General features: G+C 47.0%; 22 protein-coding genes and 1 tRNA gene. 14 read left to right on the forward strand and 9 right to left on the reverse strand.

Annotated features, from left to right (window positions below; translation table 11 throughout):
• Positions 1 to 6 precede the first annotated feature (6 nt).
• Complete coding sequence (locus ACFQS8_RS07430) at positions 7 to 504, forward strand: GNAT family N-acetyltransferase (protein WP_382166669.1); 498 nt, start codon at positions 7 to 9, stop codon at positions 502 to 504.
• Between the two features lie 170 nt (positions 505 to 674).
• Positions 675 to 1229 carry a hypothetical protein gene (locus tag ACFQS8_RS07435; RefSeq protein ID WP_382166670.1) on the forward strand — a complete coding sequence of 185 codons (555 nt, stop codon included), beginning with the start codon at positions 675 to 677 and terminating at the stop codon, positions 1227 to 1229.
• Positions 1230 to 1292: 63 nt separating this feature from the next.
• On the opposite strand, the gene ACFQS8_RS07440 is transcribed toward ACFQS8_RS07435, so the two are convergent.
• A complete protein-coding gene (locus ACFQS8_RS07440) occupies positions 1293 to 1712 on the reverse strand; it encodes a hypothetical protein (protein WP_382166671.1) in 420 nt (139 codons plus the stop codon).
• Positions 1713 to 1924: 212 nt separating this feature from the next.
• Between ACFQS8_RS07440 and ACFQS8_RS07445 the strand changes: the two genes are divergently transcribed.
• On the forward strand, positions 1925 to 2992 hold the full coding sequence (locus ACFQS8_RS07445) for an L-dopachrome tautomerase-related protein (protein WP_382166672.1): 1068 nt from the start codon (positions 1925 to 1927) through the stop codon (positions 2990 to 2992).
• A 216-nt stretch (positions 2993 to 3208) separates the two neighbouring features.
• Here ACFQS8_RS07445 and ACFQS8_RS07450 read toward each other — a convergent pair whose 3' ends face one another.
• Positions 3209 to 3532, reverse strand: a complete 324-nt coding sequence (locus ACFQS8_RS07450) for a DUF1905 domain-containing protein (RefSeq protein ID WP_382166673.1) — start codon at positions 3530 to 3532, stop codon at positions 3209 to 3211.
• 796 nt (positions 3533 to 4328) lie between these two features.
• On the opposite strand from ACFQS8_RS07450, the gene ACFQS8_RS07455 reads away from it, so the two are divergent.
• Together ACFQS8_RS07455 and ACFQS8_RS07460 are read left to right on the forward strand one after the other, a co-directional pair.
• Positions 4329 to 4982, forward strand: coding sequence for a CDP-alcohol phosphatidyltransferase family protein (locus tag ACFQS8_RS07455; protein ID WP_382166674.1), 654 nt, complete (start codon positions 4329 to 4331; stop codon positions 4980 to 4982).
• A 588-nt stretch (positions 4983 to 5570) separates the two neighbouring features.
• Positions 5571 to 5849: a hypothetical protein gene (locus ACFQS8_RS07460; protein WP_382166675.1), complete on the forward strand. Its 279-nt coding sequence runs from the start codon at positions 5571 to 5573 to the stop codon at positions 5847 to 5849.
• A 40-nt stretch (positions 5850 to 5889) separates the two neighbouring features.
• On the opposite strand, the gene ACFQS8_RS07465 is transcribed toward ACFQS8_RS07460, so the two are convergent.
• Complete coding sequence (locus ACFQS8_RS07465; protein WP_382166676.1) at positions 5890 to 6654, reverse strand: DeoR/GlpR family DNA-binding transcription regulator; 765 nt, start codon at positions 6652 to 6654, stop codon at positions 5890 to 5892.
• Positions 6655 to 6950: 296 nt separating this feature from the next.
• Between ACFQS8_RS07465 and ACFQS8_RS07470 the strand changes: the two genes are divergently transcribed.
• The 3 genes from ACFQS8_RS07470 to ACFQS8_RS07480 all read left to right on the forward strand — a co-directional run bounded on the left by ACFQS8_RS07470 (position 6951) and on the right by ACFQS8_RS07480 (position 12499).
• Positions 6951 to 9329 carry a TonB-dependent receptor gene (locus ACFQS8_RS07470; RefSeq protein ID WP_382166677.1) on the forward strand — a complete coding sequence of 793 codons (2379 nt, stop codon included), beginning with the start codon at positions 6951 to 6953 and terminating at the stop codon, positions 9327 to 9329.
• Positions 9330 to 9418: 89 nt separating this feature from the next.
• Positions 9419 to 11101, forward strand: coding sequence for an alkaline phosphatase D family protein (locus ACFQS8_RS07475; protein WP_382166678.1), 1683 nt, complete (start codon positions 9419 to 9421; stop codon positions 11099 to 11101).
• Between the two features lie 114 nt (positions 11102 to 11215).
• Positions 11216 to 12499 (forward strand): DUF5690 family protein, encoded by a 1284-nt coding sequence (locus tag ACFQS8_RS07480; protein ID WP_382166679.1) that lies wholly within the window; start codon positions 11216 to 11218, stop codon positions 12497 to 12499.
• A 96-nt stretch (positions 12500 to 12595) separates the two neighbouring features.
• On the opposite strand, the gene ACFQS8_RS07485 is transcribed toward ACFQS8_RS07480, so the two are convergent.
• A tRNA-Met gene (locus tag ACFQS8_RS07485) sits at positions 12596 to 12672 on the reverse strand.
• Between the two features lie 199 nt (positions 12673 to 12871).
• Entirely contained in the window at positions 12872 to 13543 is a 672-nt protein-coding gene (locus ACFQS8_RS07490) for a DUF2959 domain-containing protein (RefSeq protein ID WP_382166681.1), read from the reverse strand.
• Between the two features lie 369 nt (positions 13544 to 13912).
• On the opposite strand from ACFQS8_RS07490, the gene ACFQS8_RS07495 reads away from it, so the two are divergent.
• On the forward strand, positions 13913 to 14419 hold the full coding sequence (locus tag ACFQS8_RS07495; RefSeq protein WP_382166682.1) for an Lrp/AsnC family transcriptional regulator: 507 nt from the start codon (positions 13913 to 13915) through the stop codon (positions 14417 to 14419).
• Between the two features lie 109 nt (positions 14420 to 14528).
• Here ACFQS8_RS07495 and ACFQS8_RS07500 read toward each other — a convergent pair whose 3' ends face one another.
• The gene (locus ACFQS8_RS07500; protein WP_382166683.1) at positions 14529 to 15704 is read right to left on the reverse strand and encodes a thiolase family protein; all 1176 of its coding nucleotides are present in this window, start codon (positions 15702 to 15704) and stop codon (positions 14529 to 14531) included.
• A gap of 212 nt (positions 15705 to 15916) precedes the next feature.
• Between ACFQS8_RS07500 and ACFQS8_RS07505 the strand changes: the two genes are divergently transcribed.
• Positions 15917 to 16558 (forward strand): YitT family protein, encoded by a 642-nt coding sequence (locus ACFQS8_RS07505; RefSeq protein ID WP_382166684.1) that lies wholly within the window; start codon positions 15917 to 15919, stop codon positions 16556 to 16558.
• 54 nt (positions 16559 to 16612) lie between these two features.
• A complete protein-coding gene (locus ACFQS8_RS07510; protein WP_382166685.1) occupies positions 16613 to 17065 on the forward strand; it encodes a hypothetical protein in 453 nt (150 codons plus the stop codon).
• Here ACFQS8_RS07510 and mnmA read toward each other — a convergent pair.
• The gene (gene mnmA / locus ACFQS8_RS07515) at positions 17062 to 18276 is read right to left on the reverse strand and encodes a tRNA 2-thiouridine(34) synthase MnmA (RefSeq protein ID WP_382166686.1); all 1215 of its coding nucleotides are present in this window, start codon (positions 18274 to 18276) and stop codon (positions 17062 to 17064) included. The two genes, ACFQS8_RS07510 and mnmA, sit on opposite strands and share 4 nt — an antisense overlap.
• A gap of 216 nt (positions 18277 to 18492) precedes the next feature.
• Here mnmA and ACFQS8_RS07520 point away from each other — a divergent pair, with 216 nt between their 5' ends.
• Positions 18493 to 19044, forward strand: a complete 552-nt coding sequence (locus tag ACFQS8_RS07520; RefSeq protein ID WP_382166687.1) for a hypothetical protein — start codon at positions 18493 to 18495, stop codon at positions 19042 to 19044.
• A 9-nt stretch (positions 19045 to 19053) separates the two neighbouring features.
• Here ACFQS8_RS07520 and ACFQS8_RS07525 read toward each other — a convergent pair whose 3' ends face one another.
• Both ACFQS8_RS07525 and flgK read right to left on the reverse strand, forming a co-directional pair.
• Positions 19054 to 19959: a flagellin gene (locus ACFQS8_RS07525; protein WP_382166688.1), complete on the reverse strand. Its 906-nt coding sequence runs from the start codon at positions 19957 to 19959 to the stop codon at positions 19054 to 19056.
• A 20-nt stretch (positions 19960 to 19979) separates the two neighbouring features.
• Positions 19980 to 22103, reverse strand: a complete 2124-nt coding sequence (flgK, locus tag ACFQS8_RS07530; RefSeq protein WP_382166689.1) for a flagellar hook-associated protein FlgK — start codon at positions 22101 to 22103, stop codon at positions 19980 to 19982.
• A 499-nt stretch (positions 22104 to 22602) separates the two neighbouring features.
• Between flgK and ACFQS8_RS07535 the strand changes: the two genes are divergently transcribed.
• A complete protein-coding gene (locus tag ACFQS8_RS07535; RefSeq protein WP_382166690.1) occupies positions 22603 to 24174 on the forward strand; it encodes a flagellar hook-length control protein FliK in 1572 nt (523 codons plus the stop codon).
• A gap of 18 nt (positions 24175 to 24192) precedes the next feature.
• Positions 24193 to 24861, forward strand: a complete 669-nt coding sequence (locus tag ACFQS8_RS07540; protein ID WP_382166691.1) for a flagellar hook assembly protein FlgD — start codon at positions 24193 to 24195, stop codon at positions 24859 to 24861.
• The last annotated feature ends 88 nt before the right edge of the window (positions 24862 to 24949 follow it).

Consider the following 24949-nt stretch of genomic DNA (forward strand, 5'->3'; position numbering starts at 1 on the left):
CCCATCATGCCGACAGCCTTGAATATTCGCCCCGCCACACCTGATGACCATGACCGTATGTGGGAAATTCTTGAGCCTGTTATCAGCGCCGGAGAGACCTACACCGTCCCCCGCGACTGGACCAAAGAGCAAGCGCTAAACTATTGGTGCTCAGATAATAAGCACACCTTCGTCGCTCAATGCGGAGAGGATATTTTAGGCACATATTATCTACGTCAAAACGGTATGGGCGGCCTCTCCCACATCGCAAATTGTGGTTATATCACAGGCTATAAAGCACGCGGGCGCGGTGTCGCCTCGCAAATGTGCGAACACTCTCTGAAAAAAGCCGTCGAGCTAGGCTATAAAGCGATGCAATTTAACTGTGTCGTCTCCACTAATGAAGGCGCGGTCCGCCTCTGGCACCGCTGGGGCTTCGACACTGTCGGCACCCTCCCCAAAGCCTTCAACCACCCCACCAAAGGCATGGTCGACGCCCATGTGATGTTTAAGAGCTTGGTTTAGGGTGATAAAGCCCCCCCGTAGGGTGCATTAAGCGCTAGCGAATGCACCATCCTTCCACCTATCCCCCAAACAACAAATGCCCCGCACAATCACGCATGCATTTGCACATTTGCCCGTTCTAAATTATCCAAAGCGCAACACACAAAACGCAAACCTAAGTGAGCGCATTCATGAACCCGATTCAACTTCGCAAAATACTCGTTCAAATTCACCTGTATTGTGCGGCTTTCCTGACCCCTGCCTTTTTGCTCGTCGCTGTGACAGGCGGCCTGTATCTTTTGGGCGTGAAAGGCAGCACGACGACATCACCGCTCGCTCTTCCCGCTGGCGCAGTTCTCAACTCTGACAGCCCAACACTTGAGCAAGACGTTGCTGACCTTCTAAAGGCTGCGGGATCTGACCATAAATTTGATTATGTCAAAAACAGAGGCAATGTGCTGCAAACACGCCCTACATCGCGTGAATATGTTCAGTTCAACATCTCAGAAGATGGCGTAACCGCAAACAGCGTTAAGCCAGACCTGCAATACAGCTTGATGGAATTACACAAAGGCCACGGCCCGACACTCTTTAGAAGCTATCAAATCCTCGCTGCAATAGCTCTATTCATCGTCGTTGTCGGCGGTTTCTTCGTCGGCTTGTTGGCACCTGCTTATCGCAAAACCACAATCATCGCCACCGGCCTTGGCGCGGTCAGCTTCGCATTGCTGGCCTTTATGCTTTAATATAACTGCTTGTAGCTCTTCTTTCGAGGAGAGCTACAACACCGCTTTAAACACACACATATCTCAATTTGCAGCCAGCGCCTCACATCCTGCGTTGGATTTAAGCTCGCAAGCGCGCTCAAAAAATATGTTTGCATCCCCAAATTTCAATACAATCTCTCCGGCAGCTAAACACGAATCTGCATTCCCCAATTGGCATGAACTCGCCAGATAATAAGCCACCTCCATTGGGCTCGTATCTACTTCAAAAGGATATCCGATATCTCCATCTCGCCCCTGAAGGTACATATCAGCCAATGCCAAACATGACGCATCAATTCCCGCATCACATTGCCCGCTCAATCTATCAATCCGATTCTGGCGAATTGCATCTTCACCGCGTGATACCCCCCAATGCGCAAGCACGAACGCAATCAATAACAGCGATACCTTTCCTAGAGTGCGATAAACACCGCTTTTTTGCTTTGAACTCTTCGCTTCCATAACTCCCCCCACAAAATTCCAATCCAATACAAAATACACCCATTTTCTATACCATTCGCTTTAGCAATCTAGGCTGTGTTTATCCAATATGAGTACACGCCTCATCTGCCGCTGTAGAAAATTCATTCCTGCAAAACCCGACACCTTCCCAATGAGAAAAAACTCGGTTAGCTTCCACTCATTGTAAACAATATACAAATAGGGAGGCATTCATGCTAAAGCGCCTAATACTCGCCATATCAGCCTTATGCTGCTTACAGACGGCTTGTGCAGAACAGCCTAAAGATTTCAAAGTTTTCCGAGAAATGGATGCCACAAACGCACCCGCAAACATTGCAGTTGGTGCCGATGGTCGCATTTTCATGAGCACACACCTTGCTTATGGCCCTCCGCACAAAATTGTCGAAGTCATGCCAGATGGCAGTTTCGAGCCTTATCCAAAAGCTGAATTCTTCCCTGAAATTAATGCCGTTTTGGGCGCTATCGTAGACCGCGATGGAATTTTTTGGTTCCTAGACACAATCTGGGGCAAGGATGGCATGGGCCGCGTTATTGGCTGGGACACAAAGAACGAGAAACTCTACAAAATCTTCCACATTCCGCGCCCTCTAATCTATGATAATTTCATCCTAAACGACATGGCTGTGGATCGGGACAATAACGCGATTTACATTGCTGAAACGGCCTCAGATACCACATCCGCAATTTTGGTTTTAGATATAGACACCGGCCTTGTTCGCCGTGTGCTAGAAGGCTCGAAAGTCACCACGCCCGAAGACAAGCAAATGATTATTCGCGGCAAACCACTTACTATGCAAGGCAATGATGCCAAAGTCGGTATCAACCCCATCACGATTGATGACCAAAACGAATATGTTTACTTCGCGCCTATGACGAGCACAGCGCTATATCGCGTAAAAACAGCTGATCTTTTAGACAAGACGCTAGACAATGCAGCACTTGAAGCACGCGTTGAACGCTATGCAGATAAGCCTATGAGCGATGGCATCACAATCGATTCTGAAGGCAATGTTTATATTTCAGACATCGCAAACAGTGCGCTAGGCGTCATCACAACTGACCGCAAATACACGCAGCTTTTCCAAGATGATAACATTCTGGACTGGGTTGAAGGTTTTGCAAATGCAGGTGATGCAGGCATTTATGCAACTGCGAACAAACTCCACCGTTCGCCTGCCTTTAATAATGAACAGCCTACACCAAACCAATTTTATATCATTCAATTTGAGCCACTCGCGCACGCGACTTTGGGGCGTTAAAACACGCAACTCTATGTGAAAAAAGAATCCCAACCTATGCAAGTTTAGCCAAGGGAAAACTAAGCCAGATAGGCTGGGATTCACACTCGAGGAGGCACTCTACTTACGGGGAGCCTAACTCAAAAAGAGATTGCAGCGGCATATCCTATTCACGCCAGCGGCTTTTTTTCAAAACGCTAATTCACTATCCAACACAAACGATGCTTTACCATTCGTTCAAGCAGCTAGATCTAGGGTGAATTTTGCCACTTCACCTTGGGCAATATTAGCTTTCTTCAACGTGCTCATCTTCAAAGGCAATTCATATCGGCTTTCATGCTCATCTAAAAACACATCAGGAAATATAGATGTCTTCCAGCATGCTTCGCCGCAGCGAACATTCACCTTTAAAGCGCCAAAATTCTCATCGTTTCCGCCAACATATTTTTTAATTTCACAGGACATTTGCTCAGGCAATGTCACAAATGCCCACGCGCCGCTGCGTCCCTTAAAGAGCCACGGCACCGCCTCAAATTCAAATTTTTTCTTATCTTTTTGCATCTCTATCTCACCCTCATTCAAAATAAACGCTGCAATTTTTATTCAGGCATGAAAAAGTTCCACATATGCCGATGCATAAACCAAAACTTGAAAATCAATTTCAAGTAATTCAGCAATCAACACACATATTACCGGCTATAACCATCATACCCGCACACAATAACTACGCCGACATTCTGCCAAACGAATTAGCCATTGCGCTTTATGCAGACGCCTCTTCTGAGCGCCCTATCGTCACATTGCCGAAAACTCTTTTGGTATTTTCAAAATCATAAATTCGTCCCGACCCTATTTCGCCGGCGACGATTCTATGTTGAGAACACCCAAAAGCGTTACGTCCCTTATCAGCAACACATTCAATATACTCGCTATTGTAATGTGTTGGATAAGTTCGGCTAACGATGGCTAGATATTTGAGATTTGCACCCATCCCCGAGTACATTTTCGCAACCACAAACACATTAACCACAACTTAAACTTACATTAATTTACAGAAAATACAACCTAGACCTTAGTATGGTGGCCCCTAGGTAAGCTTGAGAAGCGCTAGACCGTACCAGACCAAGGCCACACAGCAACTTCTCTTCTTGCAAAAGCACACCTTTATCGCTCCATATAGCGAGCATCACCTAAGCAGCAAGCTAGCAGAATACTCGCATAGGGCATGCAGAACGGGTGCAGAGCGCGTAAAATTGGGATCTTCAAGGTGCAATCAAGGTAAATACCCTCTCCACATTTATCTCATTCAAGGCTACAAAGTTCCCAACTGACACTTAAGCTTTAGGGGTATGGGCTAATGAAAATGATAATTCCAAATGCGCTAACACTTGCGCGATTTCTCCTCGCCCCCGTTGTGGCCTGGCTGATGTGGAAGGGATTCTCAATACCTCACATGGCCGAGTTTGGTCCGCAAGCTACTGAAAACTCACCAGAATATATTGCAGCTGCTGAGGCGCTAGGCACGAAATACCAGCTATGGGCAGCAGGGCTTTTTGTCGTTGCCGCACTCACAGACCTATTTGACGGCATGGCCGCACGTGCTTGGGATGCGCACTCTAAATTTGGCCGAATCCTAGACCCAATCGCCGATAAAGCACTTGTCGGGCTACCATTACTCACATTTGTAGGCATGACACGTTACGCGCAAGGTGAGTTTAACTATCTGATTTTAATACCCGTTTTGGTAATTGTAGGGCGGGATATCTTCATTACTGTCCTACGCCTCCTCGCCCCTGATGGTGAAGGTGCCCCCGTTTCAAACCTTGCAAAATACAAAACAACCTTGGAACTTATCGCTGTCGCAATGCCAATTTTCATGGCGCTCCCTTGGATCGGTTTCACACCGCTTTTAAATTGGTCTTGGATCATTATCCTCGGTATCGCAGCCCTTCTCTCCGCGATTACCGGCATGGGATATTTGACAAAACCTGCAGCAAAATCAGACTCCTAGTCCCTCCTAAATTCAAAAAATGAAACTCCAGAATCAAATTACCCGCCCTTCGGGGTGAAGAGCGGGTAATTCTAGGAGGCAATTTTAGTATAAGTCGATTGTCTCATAAGGGATCAGATTACACCCACACTTGGGGGGTGAGGGTGAGAAGACTGCAGATGTAACCTTAATCCTTATATTTCACGCCCAGAGCAAAGGGAGGGGGTCCTTACTATGCTTGTGAAAGCTGTTTGCGGCTCGAGAACCGCTCCCAACTTGTTTCATATAAGCAGCCTAAGATTGCGCAAAAGTTAACAGATCGGGCTTTTATATAAATATTTCGCCCTCTACATATAAAAAAACACCCATTTTAGTAAAAATAATGAGAATCTATTTTGCTCAGATTGCTCAGTTTTACGAGGCCACCCACCCTATTTTGCATGACTTATTATGTATTTACGCTTAGGTTAAAAATAAATATTTATAACAATCAACACACTAGCAGGATGCCGCAACAAAAACGCTTTTCAAGCGTAATTGTATAGTTAACTATTAGCGTCCATACTCTGTGTGGAACCGACATAAAATAAGAATACAAAGGTAATAAATATGTCATTTGGGAGTGAAACGCCAGATTTTGAACGCCGCGCTGATTCAGCGTCAGCGAAGCCTTGCACGACTGGTTTCTTTAACCCAAGGACAGGCTTATATCATCCGTCAAAATCCAATGTCGTAAAATTCAGGTCTAGACACTCTGTTGATCCTGACAGACAGATGCAGATTGATTCCGCAGATAAGTGGCCACTCCTACTCTCTTTGAGCTTTGCCTTTGGAGCATCTGCTTTATTGTGGGCCGGTATAGCGCTAGCAGCAAAAGCTTTATTCTAGTATTTTCAATCCGTTACGTGTGTATTCGGGCTTAACCGCATTATGCTATAATAATGTCTATGCCGTTAAGTGCGCTTGCCAATTCACCTTCCGGCATACGGTCTGTGACAAGTATATCAATCTTATCAAAATCGCAGACCTTCACTAAACCGCGTTTCATAAATTTTGTGCTATCTGCAATAACAACTATTTTCGCAGACAGAGATTGCTCAAGCAAAGCACTGGCAAAGTCTGCCTCAGCCAGATGAAAATCACACAACCCCGCCTCTGGATGGATAGCTGAAGCTCCCAATATCACCATATCCGGCGTGAACCGTTGAATAAAACTCAGTGCATTAGCACCCAATGTCGACATTGTCGTGTCTGAGACCTCACCGCCCGCAAGATACACACGGTTGTTATTACGGCCGCAAACTTCGCGAACAATTTCCAATCCATTCGTAATAATCGACACATTACGCTGCTTGGTGATATGACGCGCCACCCAAAATGCGGTTGTGCTGCTTTCAATAGATACAGTCATACCATCTTCGATAAGCTGCGCCGCACGCTCCCCTATTTTTTGCTTGGCATCGGATTCTTCATGCTGCCTTTGACGGAAGGGGGTCTCAAACACATTATCTGGTAATCGCACACCACCATGTATCTTCTGAACATAACCCATTACTTCAAGATGCTTTACATCTCGGCGCACGGTTTCATCTGAAACGTCGAAACGTTCGGCCAATCTCAATATCGAGCAAGCCCCCTCTTCCTCAAGTACGCTGAGAATGGAAAGTTGACGACCTGAAGGATCTAAAGACATAAAAACGAAACCTCTAATATACCCAATTGAGCGAATTGGCGTAACTTCCCTTTTGGAATGCAACCATTTGCCTACGTTCTGCTTATAACGCAAAATGTGACAATCCAATAACATTCCACATATTCCACACCAAAAACCAACAAAAACCACATTTTGTCACAAATTCGTGACGTGTTTTCACTAATTGCCCCTCATGAACAGGGTTAAATTTGGTTTTGTGTGGCTTTATGACATTTTTATGTGGCCTTTCCAAATTCCCTTCAAATGTACCTATTTTTTTTCCTGAGGGGATTATCGTGCGAAAAAAACTTCAACTTAGCTTACTTGCCAGCGCAAGCTTCTGCCTTGCATTTCAAGCCCACGCAGACAACGCAGCTGTTGCAGCCGACGCAATTGCAGAGATGGATACAATTGTTGTCGTAGGCCAAGGTAAAACATACTCCGCCCTCGAGACCACGGAAGGCATGGAGCTACAGCAAGCGCCAATCACATCCGTTATCGCACAAATAGACAATCTCCCTGGTGTGAGCATCAATGAAGGTGACTCATATGGCTTCGACGACTGGTCCACATCTGTCGCACTTCGCGGTTTCCAAGGCGGTCAAGTTGGGATGACAATAGATGGTCTTCCAAATGGTGGTTCTGGCTATGGTGGCGGCTCTAAAGCCAACCGCTATATCGACCCAATGAACCTTGCTGGCGCAACAGTTTCTCAGGGAACAGCAGATATTGCTTCACGCTCAAACGAAGCTTTGGGTGGAACAATTGACTTCAAAACACAAAGTCCATTGGATGAAAGTCGCGCTCGCCTTGGCCTAACTGTGGGTGATCATGAAGCACGCGGCCTATATGGTCGCTATGACACTGGCCTATTCCTCAATGACACGACAAAAATGTGGGTTTCAGCGTCCACAATCGAAGCAACAGACTTCATTGATGGTTCAGCCGAAAACGAAAAAGATCACTTCGCGGCCAAAATAGAATCCGAATTTGGAAAACTCAATTTGGCTGGTTACATTACCTTCGATGACACCCATGAAGATAACTATCAGCGCATTTATTCTGCGGCTCAATATGAAGCCAACCCAGATTCAGATGGATTGACTGGTGTTTGGACTGCTACGCCAGCCGTAGATCAGAACTATCGTCGCGCTTGGTCAACTCTACGTGAGAACCTGTTTGCGTATGTGAAAGCTGATTATGAAATAATTGATGGGCTAAACCTAGAAGCTGCAATCTATCGTCACGACCAAGACGGACGCGGTGACTGGGCCCCTCCTTACCTGCTTGACCTAACAGGCGCTGTCACAGGCACACCAGGTAACACTTACACTTATGTCGGTGCTGATGGTCTTGCTGCAGATCCAGCAGACGCGGATGCAACTCCGGTTCAGTCCTATCGTCACACGCACTATCAAAAAGAGCGTACAGGTCTAACAGCAGATATCGATTGGAACAAAAACTTTGGATCAGTTGAAAACACGCTTCGCGCCGGAATTTGGTATGAAGATGCCACTCGTTATGAATACCGCGACTGGCACAAAATTACTGATGCAACCGTCGGGTTTGGCTTTGATGTAGACCCATATTTCACGCAATATAACCGGAACTTCCCGCAATCAACTTTCAAATGGTATATTGAAGATTCCATTCAGTTTGCAGACATCACTGCAACGCTTGGCGTTAAGCAATTCCACAATGAAATAGAGCGTAAAAACAACTTTGATCCTAGCTCTGCAACAGAAAATTTCACCGCAGAATCAGAATCAGATGTTCTATTCTCTGGGGGGCTCTCTTACGCACCGAGCGCGGTTAACGGGCTTGAAGCTTTCATTGGGTACGCAGAAAACTACAGAGCACTTGCTGATGATGTTTTTGAGGTGTTGGTGCCGCAATTCCCGGAGCCTGAAACATCTGAAACTATGGAAGCGGGTGTACGTTATTCTGAAGGACGCTTTTCAGCTAGCGCCGTCTACTTCCAAAACGACTTTGAAAACCGCCTAACAACAATCTCACTTGCTGCAGCGCCGGGTGAAATCGACTATCTGGAAGCTTCTAATGGTGGCTTTGCCAATGTTGGCGGAATTGAATCAACAGGTTTTGAAATTGCCGCCGCATTTGAAGCGACTGATAACCTATCATTCTATGCATCATACACGAATAACGATGCCACATATCTTGGGATTGACGCTTCCGTCCTCTCTCCAGCCTCAATTGAAGGCGCATCAGAAGCAGAAATTGCTGACCTTGTGCGCACATTGAACGACAATGCCGGAATTTGGGAAGGCAATCCTGTTGCAGGTATTGCAGACAACATGTTCGTTGCTTCTGCTGACTGGTATATTGATAACTTCAACGCCGGTGTTTCGGCTAAATATACAGGTGAGCGCCGTGTAAACGTTGCACGCAACTTTGCCGTTACTGATGCGACAGGCAACACCATCGTTCCTCCAGGCACAGCGCTTGGTTCATTCGACACGGATGCCACAACAATCGTTGATCTATATCTGGGTATGAATGGCGGCGCGATCGTCCCTGCATTGGATGGCGTAAACATGCGCCTGAACGTCACAAACTTGTTCGATGAAAGCTATCTTGGAACCATCGCACAAAACTCAGGTGCTTGGATTGGCGCACCTCGCACAGTTGCTCTGTCTCTAACGGCAGACTTCTAAACCCAAATAAACCGAAGCAACTGGAGGACGAGCACTATCCCTGCTCGTCCTCATTTTTCGTTTTATAGAGACATGATAGGAGACTAGATATGAGTCTTTCCCGCCGGCAAACTTTAGGACTACTCGCAGCTAGCGGTGCACTCGCTTGCTCTCCTAAACCTAAACCCACTCCGTTCAAAGCAGATAACTCTGCCAATACCATCTTCCTACATGGTGTTGCGAGTGGAGATATTCAGCACACAAGCTTGGTTATCTGGACACGCATCTCAACAGCCTCTGAAACAGTTGAAGTTGATTGGGAATTAGCGTCCGACCAAGATTTCAACACCATCATTCAAACTGGCACCACATCTACAAACGCCGATAAAGACTTCACTGTCAAAGTCATTCCTGAAAATTTAGAGGCTGGCAGCACGTATTTTTACCGCTTTAAAGCTTTGAACGCGACATCCCCCATTGGCCGCACGAAAACCTTGCCATCGGGCAATGTTGAAAAGCTTGGCGTTGCGCTCGCATCTTGCTCCAATTTCGCATTTGGTTTCTTCAATGCCTATGACGCAATCGCCAAAGATGAAGCCATAGATGTCGTTTTACACACAGGCGATTATATTTACGAGTATGGCGGTGATGAAGGTTGGGGGCATGAAACCGCCAAAACGGTTGGCCGCGTTCACTCTCCAAAACATGAAATCATCACCCTTCAAGATTACCGCACCCGTCACGCTCAATATAAAACCGATGCAGGCTCTCTTGCCATGCATGCAGCCCACCCTCTGCTCTGTATCTGGGATGACCATGAAACAGCAAACAATCCTTGGATGGATGGCGCTCAAAATCACCAGCCCGACACGGAAGGCGATTACGCCGCCCGCCGCCAAGCATCAATCCAAGCCTATTATGAGTGGATGCCCATCCGCGAACCTACAGGCAATCAAACCCGCTCAGAGGCTTGGCGCACCTATTCTTTCGGCGATTTAGCTACACTAATCACACTGGAAACACGCCACACGGGCCGCAGCGAACAAGTTGATTACCTCAAACATTTTGCAAACATCACCTCCCCTGAAACGCGGGACATATTCATCAAGGATGTCATGCAAGACCCAGAACGCAAGATGATTTCTCAAGGCATGGAGAAGGCGCTTAGAGACGGGCTTGAAGCTTCTGTCTCTTCCAATCAACCGTGGCGCATGCTGGGAAATGCCAGCCCAATCGCCCGCATGCCCGTTCCAGATGTCAGCAAACACGGCATTACACCAGACATGAATAAAGACCCTGAAGGCTTCTGGACCAAAGCGCTCTTCTGGAAAGGGAAATGGAACCTTCCCTTCTACACTGACACATGGGATGGCTACCCTGTTGCCCGTGAAAACTTATACAAATTAGCAAAATCTGTAGGCGCAAATGACCTCCTATTTCTCACCGGAGATAGTCACTCTTATTGGGCTAACCCTCTTAAAGACGCAGACGGCAACCCAGCAGGGATTGAGCTGGGTACGGCTGGCATATCCTCTCCAGGTGATTTTGTGGAAAGCGGTTGGCCAAACGATGTCGCGGAAAAGCTAGACCGCATCTTTGAACAAGAATTAGATGAAGTGAAATGGACCGATAACTTACATCAAGGCTATGTAAGGGTTGTGTTTACCCCACAAAGTGCAAACGCTGATTTTGTTGCCGTCGATAATGTTCTGACTACAGAATATCGCGTCTCAACAATACATTCTGAGAAAATCGTCCATGACGGAAAAAGCATAAAATTTTCAGATATTTAAAACACTGCATATCACAATAAAAATAAAGAGGGCACGCGCAATTGTGCCCTCTTTTGCAAATCTGACACAGCAATGCGTTAGACAAAAGCAAACTCTCTCTGTTTGCGTATATTTATGATCTCAAAATTCAATCTAAAACCCAACTCGCCCGCCTTTGTCGCGTTGGCAGGATTAGCGGCTTTTTCAGCCTACTTTTCCATGTACGCCTTCCGAAAACCAATCACGGTCGCAACTTTTGAAAACACCCCCACCTTATTTGGAGATATTGATTATAAAATCGCGCTGATAACTATTCAGGTTTTGGGGTATGCGCTCTCAAAATGGATTGGTGTCCGCGTTGTTTCCTCCCATTCCGCCGCCCATCGTGCATGGCTCATACTTGGTCTTATGAGTATTTCTTGGCTCGCCCTATTAGGGTTCGCGCTTTTGCCTGCGCCTTGGAATTTATCCATGGTTTTCATCAATAGTCTCCCTTTAGGGATGATATGGGGATTTGTATTTGCTTGGGTTGAGGGGCGTCGCACAACGGAACTTTTAAGCGGCATATTATGTGCGAGTTTTATTTTTGCATCCGGCGCAGTAAAATCCGTCGGCGCATGGCTCATGCACACTCACAATGTGAGCGAACAATGGATGCCCTTCGCCACGGGAGCCATTTTTGAAATTCCTTTATTGATTTCTGTCGCCCTTCTGGCCTGCTTACCCGCCCCGAGCGAAGCTGATATTCACGAGCGCCGCGCGCGCGTTTCCATGGACGCCGCCGCGCGCAAACAAAGCTTTATAGCACTAGCCCCCACACTTGCCGTACTTATCTTCTCATACATATTGCTAACTGCCTTTAGGGATATAAGAGAAAGTTTTGCCGCTGAAATTTGGGCTGATTTGGGCTATCAAAACACAATCTCGGCCTTCACCATCAGCGAACTTCCTATCGCGATTGGTATTTTATGCCTGCTCTCCCTTCTATCACTTGTACGAAGCAATAAGCGCGCAAACACCATCATCAACATTTTGATAGTGACTGGATTTTTCATCATCGGCATTTCAACATGGGCATTTGAAAACAACCTAATATCCCCTATGGCTTGGATGACGCTTTCCGGTGCGGGGCTTTATCTGGCCTATATACCTTTTGGCACAGTCCTATTTGATCGCATGATCGCCATGACTGGCGCAGCGGGCAATGCAGGCTTTCTTGTCTATATTGCCGACGCGTTTGGCTATTCAACAGGCGTCATCGTCCTACTGATACGCCAATTTGCAATGCCAGACATAAACTGGGCTAATTTCTTCATTGCTCAAGCATACTTCACTGCCTTCTTTGGCATTTGCTTTTGCTTGCTTCCGTTCTTGAAAACAAAACATTCCGACTATTTGCCGTCCAAGTCAGAGATATAAATTTTATGATATTTAACGGACACCGCAAAACCCAATCGGAATAGCAAATTCTGCACGCCAACCTAATCAATATCGCTATATTTTCAGGAAGATACTTGGTGGTGGGAGGGAGACTTGAACTCCCGACCTCAGGATTATGAGTCCTGCGCTCTAACCAGCTGAGCTACCCCACCGAACCGTATCGCTCTTACGAGCAATCACCAGTCAATAAGTTGCTTAAACAAACAATCTTATTACGGGAAACGGCGCTTATAGTCTGGGTCTGCGCGCTAGACAAGGCATGATTTTCAAGAAAATCACACTTTCTTTATCAGCGGCCCACCCAAACCCTATAAAAATCAACTAACCCCTTCATCAGAAAGGAATTATTCGTTAGGCTGTTTCACCGCGCATGTCTTTAATGAATGCATCGGCTTCAGCAATAGAGCGCTCCATGTCTGCAATAAGCGCGCTTACATCTGTCTCAATTTGCGCTGCTTCGCCTTCAAGGGAGGCAATCGCACGTGAGTTGAGGTTGTGCTTTAAAAATAACACGCGATCTTTGAAAACATTCAACACTGGGTCCATCGACGCAGACGCTTTTAGCATACGGCGCTCAAGCTCTTCATAACGCTGCTCAGTCTCGACCAATTGGCGTTCGCTTGATGAACGAAGTGACGCTGATGAATACTGATCTAACTCTTTGCGCCACTCTTTAAATAAATCTTTCGATACGATCTGCACATCTTTAACACGCGTGCGCACACGCTCTGCTTCTTTTTCTGCCGACTCATAAGATGCATTCAATCGGTTATATGTCGCTTCAAGCTCGCCGCCATCCACGTCAACAACGGCCTTAAACGCATCAAGCGCAGACACAAACTCTTCTTTAGCATCTTCTTGTGCAGAAGCAGCCTTCACAACACGCTCCACAAGAAGGTCACGCTTTTCCATGCCGAAGGATTCCATCGCACCATAATAGGCGCTCGCACATCCGGAGATAGCAGGCGTTACAAGAATAGTTGCGGTCAAAAGCGCCGCGCGGAGTGCAGATTTACGAGACATAGCTATCCCCTCAGCTTATGGTTAATGTCATTTGACTTACAGATACAATGCGTTGGCTGAAAAGGCCAATGCCTTTGAGCAGGAAATTGCAGCTTATTCAAAAAATTCACCATAAAACTTCCACACCTAGAAGATGTAATGTATTCCCACTTTGATAAAACAAGACTTGATCTTATCTGAAAAACACATAATTTATGTCTGCACACGGAAGCAAAAAGCAAAACAATTTGCCCTTCCGTCACCTCATTTTCAACCAACCTCAAAACATGACCAATTTGTCATAATGGGCATTTTTGTTTGACTTTACCCTGTTTTTAATGCAGCATTTGGCAAATTAATGCACAATAAATAGGGTTTGTTGGAATACTCATGTCGCTAGAACTAGACTCAATTGATGCCAAAATCCTTGACTTGATCCAAAGAGATGCAGGCATGTCCGTAGCTGATATTGCGGATGCCGTTGGCCTCTCTTCTTCTCCATGTTGGAGGCGCATTAAGCGCATGGAAGAGCAAGGTCTTATAGAACGTCGTGTTACACTTCTTAACCACCAAAAACTTGGTCTTGGCTTTGAAGTCATTGCAAACGTGAAATTAACGCTCCCATCTCGCGAAAATTTAGATCTGTTTGAACGTGCTGTCGCTGACTGGCCTGAAGTTATCGAATGCATGACTGTCACTGGCGCTGTAGATTATTTTATCCGCATCATCACAACCGACATTCACGCCTATGATAATTTCTTGCGTGATAAACTTCTGGGTCTTGGTCTTGTTTCCGACATCCAGTCGCGCATTGTTGTTAATGTAGCAAAACGCACAACTGCTGCGCCGCTGGGCTTGATCTCCCCCTTCATCACAGAACCAACAACTGTCGAATAAAGCCCTGCCGATAACGCGACATCGGGGTTTTCGATTTTATACAAACACAAAAAAAGGGCCGCACCTGATATGGGTGCGGCTCTTTTTTATTCATCTAATTTAGGCCAACCTAGATCCGCTCAACAGCAAGGGCGATCCCCTCACCACCACCAATACAAAGTGACGCAACACCTTTCTTAGCGCCTTTTTGCTCCATCGCATTCAGCAATGTAACAACAACACGTGCACCAGAAGCACCGATTGGGTGACCCATTGCACATGCACCACCATTGACGTTCACTTTATCATGCGAAATGCCAAGCTCTTTCATGGCAATCATCGGCACGACAGCGAATGCTTCATTGATTTCCCAAACATCAACGTCAGCTACATTCCAGCCTGCTTTATCCAAAGCTTTTTGAATCGCCGGCACTGGCGCAGTCGTAAAATATTTTGGCTCGTGAGCATGTGCAGCACTGCTTACGACACGCGCAAGCGGCTTCAAGCCACGCTTCTTAGCTTCTGATTCTAGCATCATCACCAAAGCTGCTGCACCATCAGAAATCGCAGACGCATTCGCAGCTGTCACAGTACCATCTTTTGTAAATGCTGGACGTAAGCTCGGAATTTTTTCCGGACGCGCTTCACGTGGCAATTGGTCTTCATCAACGGTCACTTCACCCTTACGCGTTTTAATCGTAACGGGCACAATCTCGCGCTTAAAGCGACCCTCTTTTGTTGCAGCCTGCGCACGAGACAATGTCTCTAGTGCATAAGCATCTTGTTGCTCTCGTGTGAATTGATACTCAACAGCCACTTGATCAGCGAACACACCCATTGGGTTGCCTTCATACGCATCCTCAAGACCATCTTTCGCCATGTGGTCAATCGTTTGGCCAGCCCCATATTTAAGGCCTGCACGCATATTAATCATGTGCGGTGCATTCGTCATGCTTTCCATACCGCCCACAACAACGATTTGTGCTTCACCTGCCATAAGAGCATTGCGGCCCATAACGGCAGCCTGCATTCCAGATCCACACATTTTGTTGATTGTCGTTGCTTCAACAGACTGAGGCATATCAGCTTTAAGTACGGATTGACGCGCTGGCGCTTGTCCCTGTCCGCCCGGCAAACAGTTTCCCATGATCACTTCTTGAACATCAGAACCTGCCACGCCTGCGTCTTTCAACGCGCCTTTTATAGCAACAGCTCCAAGCTCGTTTGCGGACATTCCAGCAAGATCACCAAGAAGCCCGCCCATTGGGGTGCGTGCCATTCCAACGATTACAACTGAATCACTCATAAAGTCCCTCCACAGCCTTGTACTGCTTTCATTATATTGATGTGCTGCAACGCAACAAACTCTTGAATTGATTTAATGTCAACTAATCCGCTATTCAATACCAAGCAGCCAATAACATTATTTTTCAAACTATAAGCTTATCGTGGTTCAAATTGCTAAGCACTTCTGTTCTAATAGCAAATAACCCCATTTCAACAATTGATGAAACAATTATGACCTCACACAAAAAATCGCCAGAGCAACACAGCTGGTATGAAGACATCTTCGCCATGCTTCTAGGCTTGTCCCTCATCAGTTTTGGGGTGGTCATGTATCTGGAAACGCAAGTTTTCACAGGCGGCATGGCCGGTTTCTCTCTTCTCTTGCAATATGCAACAGGATGGGAGTTCAGCACGATATTCTTTATTGCCAACCTGCCCTTCTATATTCTCGCTTTTTTGCGCATGGGCCTATTATTCACGTTCAAAACATTCCTGATCGTGACCCTTATCTCAGTCTTTTCCAAAATACTGCCAATCTGGGTTCAGTTTTCAGAGCTCGACCCGCTTTTCGCATCCGTCTTTGGCGGATTGCTCATTGGTAGCGGCATACTCTTCCTTTTCCGTCACCGTGCAGGTGTGGGCGGCATGAGTATTTTTGCACAATTTTTACAAGACAAAAACCTCGTCAATGCAGGATATTTCATGTTGGGGTTTGATGTTCTTGTTCTGGTATCTGGCTTTTTCGTCCTGCCGTGGGAAAGCGTGTTGATCTCCATAGCCGGTGCCGTCGCCACCAATCTCGTTATCGCGGTCAATCACAGACCCGGACGTTATACAGGTATGAGCATTGAAAAACACGTTTTAGGGCGATAAATCATCTCCTTTACGTCTATCCCCTCAAGGCGTTCACACATAAAGGTTCAGCCCGTGAAATCTCTACTCTTGTCTACCTGTATCGCCTTATCTGCCCTCGCACCCGCTTATGCAGATACAACGATCCGCAGCAACTGGTCCGCCGCAAACGCGACTGAAACCCATGTCGTCAACGCGGCAGGCACGCCTGATAAGCCGAATAAAAACTATAAGCCCCGCGCTTTCGTAACTGAATTTTGCTATGATCGTGGCAAGCCAGACAGTATCATTGTGCATGTTGACGGCAAATCTGCCACGTCACATTTAACCAAAAATGCGTGTGTTATTTTGCAAGGCCAATACAGCATCACCGTAGAGACAGACCAAAGCTATAGCGATGCTGAAGCACCGGCTGGGCATTTGCAATTCATCTTGCCAACGCAAGTTACCACCCAAAAGACGACGCAAACCATTACGCGCCGCCTTTTGGATGCCACTAAAGTTCCAGAGCTTAATTCTAAAGACTAAGCGTCCACACGTGGGGCTGGATCAGCATCATATGCCGATACAGTCCCCGTAATGAAACCGCCGCCCAATACGCGCGACGCATCGCCCGTGGAATACAAAACACATGCTTGCCCGGGCGCAACACCCTCTTCAGCGTCATCAAAGCGAAAACCAGGCTGACCATTCACAAGCGTCATAACACCTGATTTTGGTGGCCGTGTTGACCGCACACGCGCAAGTGCAGGCGTATTTGATGCACACGCCTCTTCCAAAGATTGTGCGCCAAGCCAATTGCTCTCGCCCATGCTAAGCGCACGTGTCTCCAGCGCCTCACGTGGTCCCACAATCACCTGACGTTTGCCAGCATCAATCTTCACCACATAAATCGGCTCACCTGTCGCCACACCCAATCCACGGCGTTGGCCGACAGTGTATTTAATCACACCATCATGCTCACCCAACACGCGCCCATCCATGTGTACAATCTCGCCTTTACGCCCAGACCCCGGACGTAGTTTCTCAACAATAGCGGTGTATTTTCCATCCGGCACAAAACAAATATCTTGACTGTCAGGCTTTGCCGCAACCTCAAGGCCAAGCGCAGATGCTGCCTTACGCGTACTTTCCTTATTCATACCTCCCAAAGGAAAGCGCAAATAATCCAATTGCTCATGCGTGGTCGCAAACAAGAAGTACGATTGATCCTTGTCAGGATCAGCCGCACGCGCCAACTCTGGTCCGTCCGCCCCCATCACGCGCCGAATATAATGGCCCGTCGCCATACAATCAGCACCAAGGTCTTTGGAAGTTTCTAGTAGGTCTCTAAACTTCACAGTCTGATTGCAGCGCACACATGGAATAGGTGTTGAACCTGCCAAATAAGTGTCTGCAAAATCTTCCATCACTTGCTCTTTAAAGCGGCTCTCATAATCGAGCACATAGTGAGGAATACCCAATGCATCACACGCCCGCCGCGCATCGTGAATATCTTGCCCAGCACAACATGCTCCCTGTTTTTTCAAGGCAGCACCGTGATCATACAGCTGCAAAGTCACCCCCACCACATCATAGCCAGCATGATGCAACAACGCAGCCACTACAGTGGAATCCACGCCGCCAGACATTGCCGCGACAACGCGCGTTTCGCTACGGGGTTTATCAAAGCCAAGATCAAGATCAGCGCCAGCCAGAATCTCTTTCATTCCGGGCGCATTCAAAGCGTCAGTAATCATTTTTTCCTCTCCAATGGCTTCAAGGGCCAGAGCAGCAGCATATTAAAATTCATAACCCTGTTTGGGCAGCCGCCTACATAACGCAAATCACGTAAAAAACATAGCCTCTCCAAAATGCAGGCTGATTTGCTGATATTAACGTTTGAGAAACCATGTTGCACCGTTTTTGCAACGTCCCAATTTGCAAACCTTTAATTTTTCAAATTGGGACACATCATGCTCGACATTATTCTCACCAATGGCCTCAAAGGCGCGCTATTGGGCGGTGGCTTGGGATTAGTCGGATTACCATTGGCATATTTATTTGTGCAATTAGTCGATAATCCCGCTCGGCAAATGGTAAAAACAAACTTCGTCGTCAACACAACCTTTGTATTTGGCGCGGTATTTTTTGGCGTATTGGTTGCAGTTCCCTATGCATTCGATGGCTTAATCGACCTCAACACGCAACATGGTTTTGCAATCGTCTTTTTCACCATCTCTATGGCGTGTCTTCTTTGCTTATACGATGCGAGCAAACGTCAAATTGAATGGATGGATGATGGTATCATGATCCAACGTTGGAATAGTGCGCAAGAATTTTATACTTGGAAACAAATCACTGCGATTGAATGGGACCCAGTCCTGCACATTTGGCGTATGCATCTAAACGATGATAACGCATTTGCAATTCACCCATTAATGACAGGTGCATCTCGTTTTCTAGAAATCGCGATAGACAAATCAAATCTATTTACCCAAGGCAAATACTCCCACCTTCGCGGCTAGAGAATAAACCTAGAGAACATCCAACAAAGTCAGACCGCGTACAGCATTAAACACGCTGGCAGATGCCTGATAGGATGTTTGTGCATTGTTGAGCCTTACCGCAACTTCTGCCAGATCAACATCAACGATCTTGCCGATTGAGCTTGATAATGTGTTCAACTGCATTTGTTGACGCTCAATTGCGCTTTCAACACGCTCTTGTGTGCGCCCATTTTCTGCTTGCAACTGCACCATGCCTTGCGTAGCCGAATCCAAAGCACCCAATTGCGCCTGTAGCGCTGTTTTTTGAGCATCGCTCATTGGACCAGGATATGGCCCACCCGCTGCAATATCGCGCAGCAATGTAAACACTTCCAACCCAGCCTCTGCTGCGACCGGTGCCATCGAGATATTCTGATATCCATCGACGCTCACCGTTTGCTCTTGCGCGCCCTGCTCAAATGCGTCCGCAATCGGGTTTGCAACAAGATCAGCAAGATCAGCAGCTTTCACCGGTGGTTTATCATTGCGCGTCCCACCAAAGACATGACGTCCAGCTATTTCTAGGTTGAACACATCTTTGATAACCAAAAATGCTTCCTCAAGCTTGGAATCAATTGTTGAAGGGCCATTCAAGCTGGTATCTTGCAAAATCGCGTCGCGCAATTGCCCCAAAACCTCATCTGCGCGTCCTAACATGGCATCTTGCATGGATAGTCGCGTATTTAATTCTGCCGCATTATCCACTCGCGATTGGATATTAGCTTGCAATCTAGAGCTAGACACCAATGTATGCGTTTGCGCGCCATAGCCTTTTAGGTCCGTCGCTTTGGTTTGCGAAGCTGTTTGGTTAGATACTTCAAACAATGTCTTTTGTGATTTCTGCAAATCACGCAGCGCATTTTGAGAAATCATGGCAGTCGAAATACGTGTCATATCAGCTTACCTTTTCTTCCCTAAACCATTCTCAAGAGCGTATCGAACATTTCAGTCGCCGCCTGCATCATGCGGGACGCTGAGTTATACGCTTGTTGATATTGCGTCATCTTTACTAATTCTTCGTCGACATTCACGCCTTCAACGCTTTCGCGGCGTGTTGCCACTTCATTTTTCACTGCTTCTGCTGATGCGGCTGCTTGTGCAGTAGATGTCGCCTTCGCGCCCGCTACACCAGCCAAGCGCGCCGCGTAATCATTGATACTTGTTCTTTGCGCATTAATGCCGCCCGCCGCACCAAAGCTGCGAATAGTATCGCCAGACAATGACAAGCCTGTCGCGCCGCGACCATCGCCTTTTTCCAACACGCTGTCACCTACAACCTTACCCGCAAGGTCAGGCTTGGCCGTTGCAACCCGTCCATAGTCATTTAAGATCTCACTACGCACAGAAATATCTTTAGCGCGATCCGCAGACCCTACACTATTTAAGCCAAATAACTGGCTCAATGATATATTCGAGCCAGTACGCTGCGTTGTGTCTTCTATTGTATCAATGCGGCTAGCTTGAGTGTTGTTTGCGCCTTTAAAACTCATGCGCCCATCGCCATCCAGCGACACAGTTCCAAACCCGTTCAAGCTTGTGTTCATTTGCGCGATGACATCATCAATCGTGCCGCCAGCTACTGGAGAAACAGACACCGTACTCAAAATCGCGCCATTATTTGCACGCACTTCAAAGGAGATAGACTGCCCAGCCGCAAATCCATGCGCAGACGTCCCACTCAATCCAGTTGCAAAATTTGTTGGTGTTGGTTTTGAAATGATATTGTTCAAGCCGAAGCGGTGCGCCAACCCGCGGCCAGCCCAGTCAGACGGAGCCGCCTCATCCTGACGCATAGCCACACCATCACCGCCAGCTGCATTCGCCGCTGAAATTTGCAACACGCCATTTGTGAATGTTGCAGAACCCGATGCTCCTAAAGCTGTATTGATCGAGGTTGCCAGCCCCCCGACAGTCGTCCCAATCGCAGTCGTTGCTCCAGCCTCATCCGTGATCGTACCAGCCGTAAAATCAATGGAGAGATTCTTGACGATCTCACCGTTAGCATCGGTAATCGCAAGATGTGACGTGCCTGTAAATCCGTGTGTATCCGTGGAGATCAGTCCGGTATTTTCACCCGTCAACACACCCGGTGCCGGCACAGCACTCGCATCATTGTGCGCTGCATTCAGGCTATCAATTAGACCGCTCGCATATTCTCCAAACGCAACCCCAATAGCTGGAATTTCTACATCTCGCGCCTGTATCAACCCCATGATTTCGCCGCTCTTCACATATTTATCAAGCGACAATTTGGTGCTCGATGTTGAATGGCTCACCTCAACACTCGCATACCCCTGCAATCCTATCGTATCTCCCATAGAGAAAGACGCAGGCTCATGCGACACCAACAAGAAACCGCTCGTTGTGCGCAAATTCACACCACCAAGGTTACGCTCCTCAGTGCGCACATCTACAATCTGAGACAGGCGATCAATCAGCTTGCTTTGCTCATTTTCAGCCTGCGTTGCATCAGAACCAGCAATTTTGGACTGCTGAATTGATGCGTTCAAATCAGCAATTGTTTGCATCAATGTGTTGGCCTCACCAATCACCGATCGCAATTGTGCATTCGCCTCATCGCGCAGCGCCGAAATCTCATCGGCGGTCTGATTCACTTGGCTCAGCATATTTTCAATATCGGAGACAACACTGCCCTGACGTAGCGAAGATGACGGATCTAGCGCCAATCCGCCAAATGATCCCAACACATTATCAAGCGCTGAAAAAACTGTTCCACCATCAGATGGGTTTCCTAATAAACCCTGCAAACGATCCATGAATTGAGCCACAGTAGATGTCGCGCCCACAGTCGCAGATGTACGCATTTCCGATGCTGCTAAAAATTTATCTGCCGCACGCTGTACATTGACCTGAACCCCGAAAGATCCATGCTTTGAACTCAGTGAATCAAAGGTCGTATCAAGGCGCGTATAGCCTTCAGTGTTAACATTCGCGACATTGGTAGAAACCGTGTTGAGCGCGCGCTGATTTGCCTGCAAAGCCGAAAGGCTTGTCGACATCATGCTGCTAATACTCATGTCACATCTCCTACCAGATGGGGCTAATATTTTGCCCCTCGGTCAAGATTGCCCGGCTAGTTTTGCCTAGCTGATCAATACAGACCTTAAATCCCGTTGTGGAAACACCCTAAGCTAATCTATAACAAGCGTTTGTTTTGTTTGCGTTTATTTGCATCATCTCGCTTTAAGCAAGACGGATTCACCCAGAAATGTTTTCCTGCGTATCAGATACCTCGCAAGCTTTGGGCCAGAATTTAAATTTAATGCAAATTTACCATAAATTGGTATTTCAGCTCATTTTTTAGCACATTTTCACGCTCCAAAAGCGATCGGCAAAAAATGCCGCTCCACCTAAATTAGCCCAGAATTTCCTGCCGCCTTAAACGAAAAGGTAAACGGCACCCCCACACTTTCAGGGAAGTTTTCGCCAAATTTATTACTGGCCCGCCAATTGCATATCTATGGTTAACGCAGCGCTGCTTGCGACTAGCGATACAAAAATGAACGGGTAAATAGCGTGATTGACGGGTTTAATTATTCAGAGACGAAAACTGCAAAATCGTCCCTTTCTAAATTAGATGACACTCGCGGTTATAAGGGCGAGAACATTGATAGAGAATATTTCCGCAACTTCCTAAACGAGGAAGAATCCCGCACATCTAAAGCCCGCCCAAACCCAACGCAAAAGCAAACATCCTCGCAGGAAAGCGCATCCACAGATGCCTCTCTTATGACGATCAACTTCTTTACTGCGCAAGATTTCAATTCAAACACCTCCCCCTCTCTTTCCTTAGAGACCCGAGCACTGCAAAACACGCAAATTGCAGCAACCGATACACACACACTACAAAACGCAACAACAGCCACACCGCCCAATGCACAATTGGCAATCGGCCAAACGACCAATTCCAATACACAACAAACATCGCCATTGTCTGCTTCAGCGACACAACCCCAAGCGCAAGCTTTAGCGACTGGCCAATCCAGCACGCCAACAGCTTCGGAAACAGCAACTAGCGCACCTCAAACTCCAACAAATCAAGCAGCACAAACTTCGACACCCCACATAAGTGCGCAAAATTTGGCGGCTATTATAAAGAGTCCAGCCACACCGCTTACAGCCGCCGACCTGAATCTCGTCGCGCAAAACACAGCTAAACAAACTGGCACTGTTGCGACCTCAACAGCTACCAATCCAAATAGTGCGCTTCAAATCCAAACTAACATGACTCAGTCAGGTGTAGGACAACTTCTCTCTCAAGCTAGTGCGCCACAGGGTGCTTCAGCGCAATTTTTGCAATCTACTAAGGGGATAAACACCTCAAATTCTGCAAATTCAGGAACAACGCAAAGCAGCACGCCAGCGCAAAGCGGTCAGACACTAAACACGCAACCTTCACAGCAAACAAACCCTGCCTTCACAGCACAAGCAGGCACACAGAACCCATCAACCACCCAACCAGCAGGCGCACCCCAGCCCGCGCTTTTGCCCAGTGGTGAAGTGGCAAATTTTGCTGATTCCTCTGCCGATGCAGATATTCCAGACCTACCTGAAACCGGTTTTAAAGACACAAATCTGGCCTCAACGACATCTGCTGCACAGGCGAAACCAACACCTGATTTGCCTCCGGGTTTGCGCAATGCAAATCCCGTTACCCAGCAAGCTTGGGCGGGAATTATCCAACGTCTTGACGGTAAAAGTCAGCAATTTCAAATTCGCCTAGATCCTGCTGAACTCGGTCGGATAAATGTCTCCATTGAAATTACCAAAGATAAGAAAGCAACAGTCACCCTCGCCGCAAAATCGGCTGAAGCACTGTCTGAATTATCTCGCGGCTCGAAAGCTCTCCAAGATGCTCTATCAGAAGCAGGCGTTGAGCTAGAAGAAAGTGGTTTAAAATTAGAATTATCGTCAGATGACAGTAGTTCATTCACCTTTAGCGACGATGATGGTTCACAAACGGCAAACAAAAAAGGTGAAGTTTCAAAGGACGCAGACCAATCAGGTGATCAGCACTCTAATGAACCTTACCAAGTCACGCCGGAAATCACAGCTTGGTCGCGCATGCGCGTCGATCTAAAAGCATAAGAATAAGGATAGGTAATTTTGTCAGATCTTATCTCATTTGTGAATCAAAGCGCTTCCACTGGCGCAAACACAGCAGCATCTTCAGCATCGCTTGCTGGAAATTTTGATACGTTTCTGACACTTCTGACAGCTCAAATGCAAAACCAAGATCCCTTGGAGCCATTGGATGCATCTGAATTTACAAACCAGCTTGTCCAATTTTCTGGTGTAGAACAACAAATCCAAACAAACACATCCCTCAACTCCTTGCTCGCGTCCAACAACGCAACGACAGGCGCAGCACTATCGGGCTATTTGGGTCAAAATGTTGAAATCAATAGTGAAGGTGCCGGCTTTCGCGGAGAAGACCTTTCTTGGCGTTATTCAGTTGCCAGCGATGCTGCTGAATCAATTATCGTGGTCAAGGATGAAAGCGGTAAAGTTGTTTATACTGAGAACGCAGCCAAAGGCGCTGGTTCTCATGACTTTACATGGGACGGCACAAAAACTGACGGAACACAGGCTGCACAAGATGCTGTTTATTACACAAGCATCACAGCCAAAAACCATGAAGGTAATTCCATAGAAACATCTTCACGTGTGCTCACACGTGTAACAGGCGTGGATTTATCTTATGGGACACCAGCAATCACAACAAATGCAGGCATATTTAGTTACAGTGATATTTTGCGTCTAACGCCAAATTAATCATGCCCCTCTATTTATGAGGGAAAGACGATCCGGACCGCAAAAGCAGTTCGCAGACACATGGCGCAAAAGCGCTCTTTCAAGGCCA

The organism is Hirschia litorea (genome assembly GCF_042665075.1).
GTDB classification, from domain to species: domain Bacteria; phylum Pseudomonadota; class Alphaproteobacteria; order Caulobacterales; family Hyphomonadaceae; genus Hirschia; species Hirschia litorea.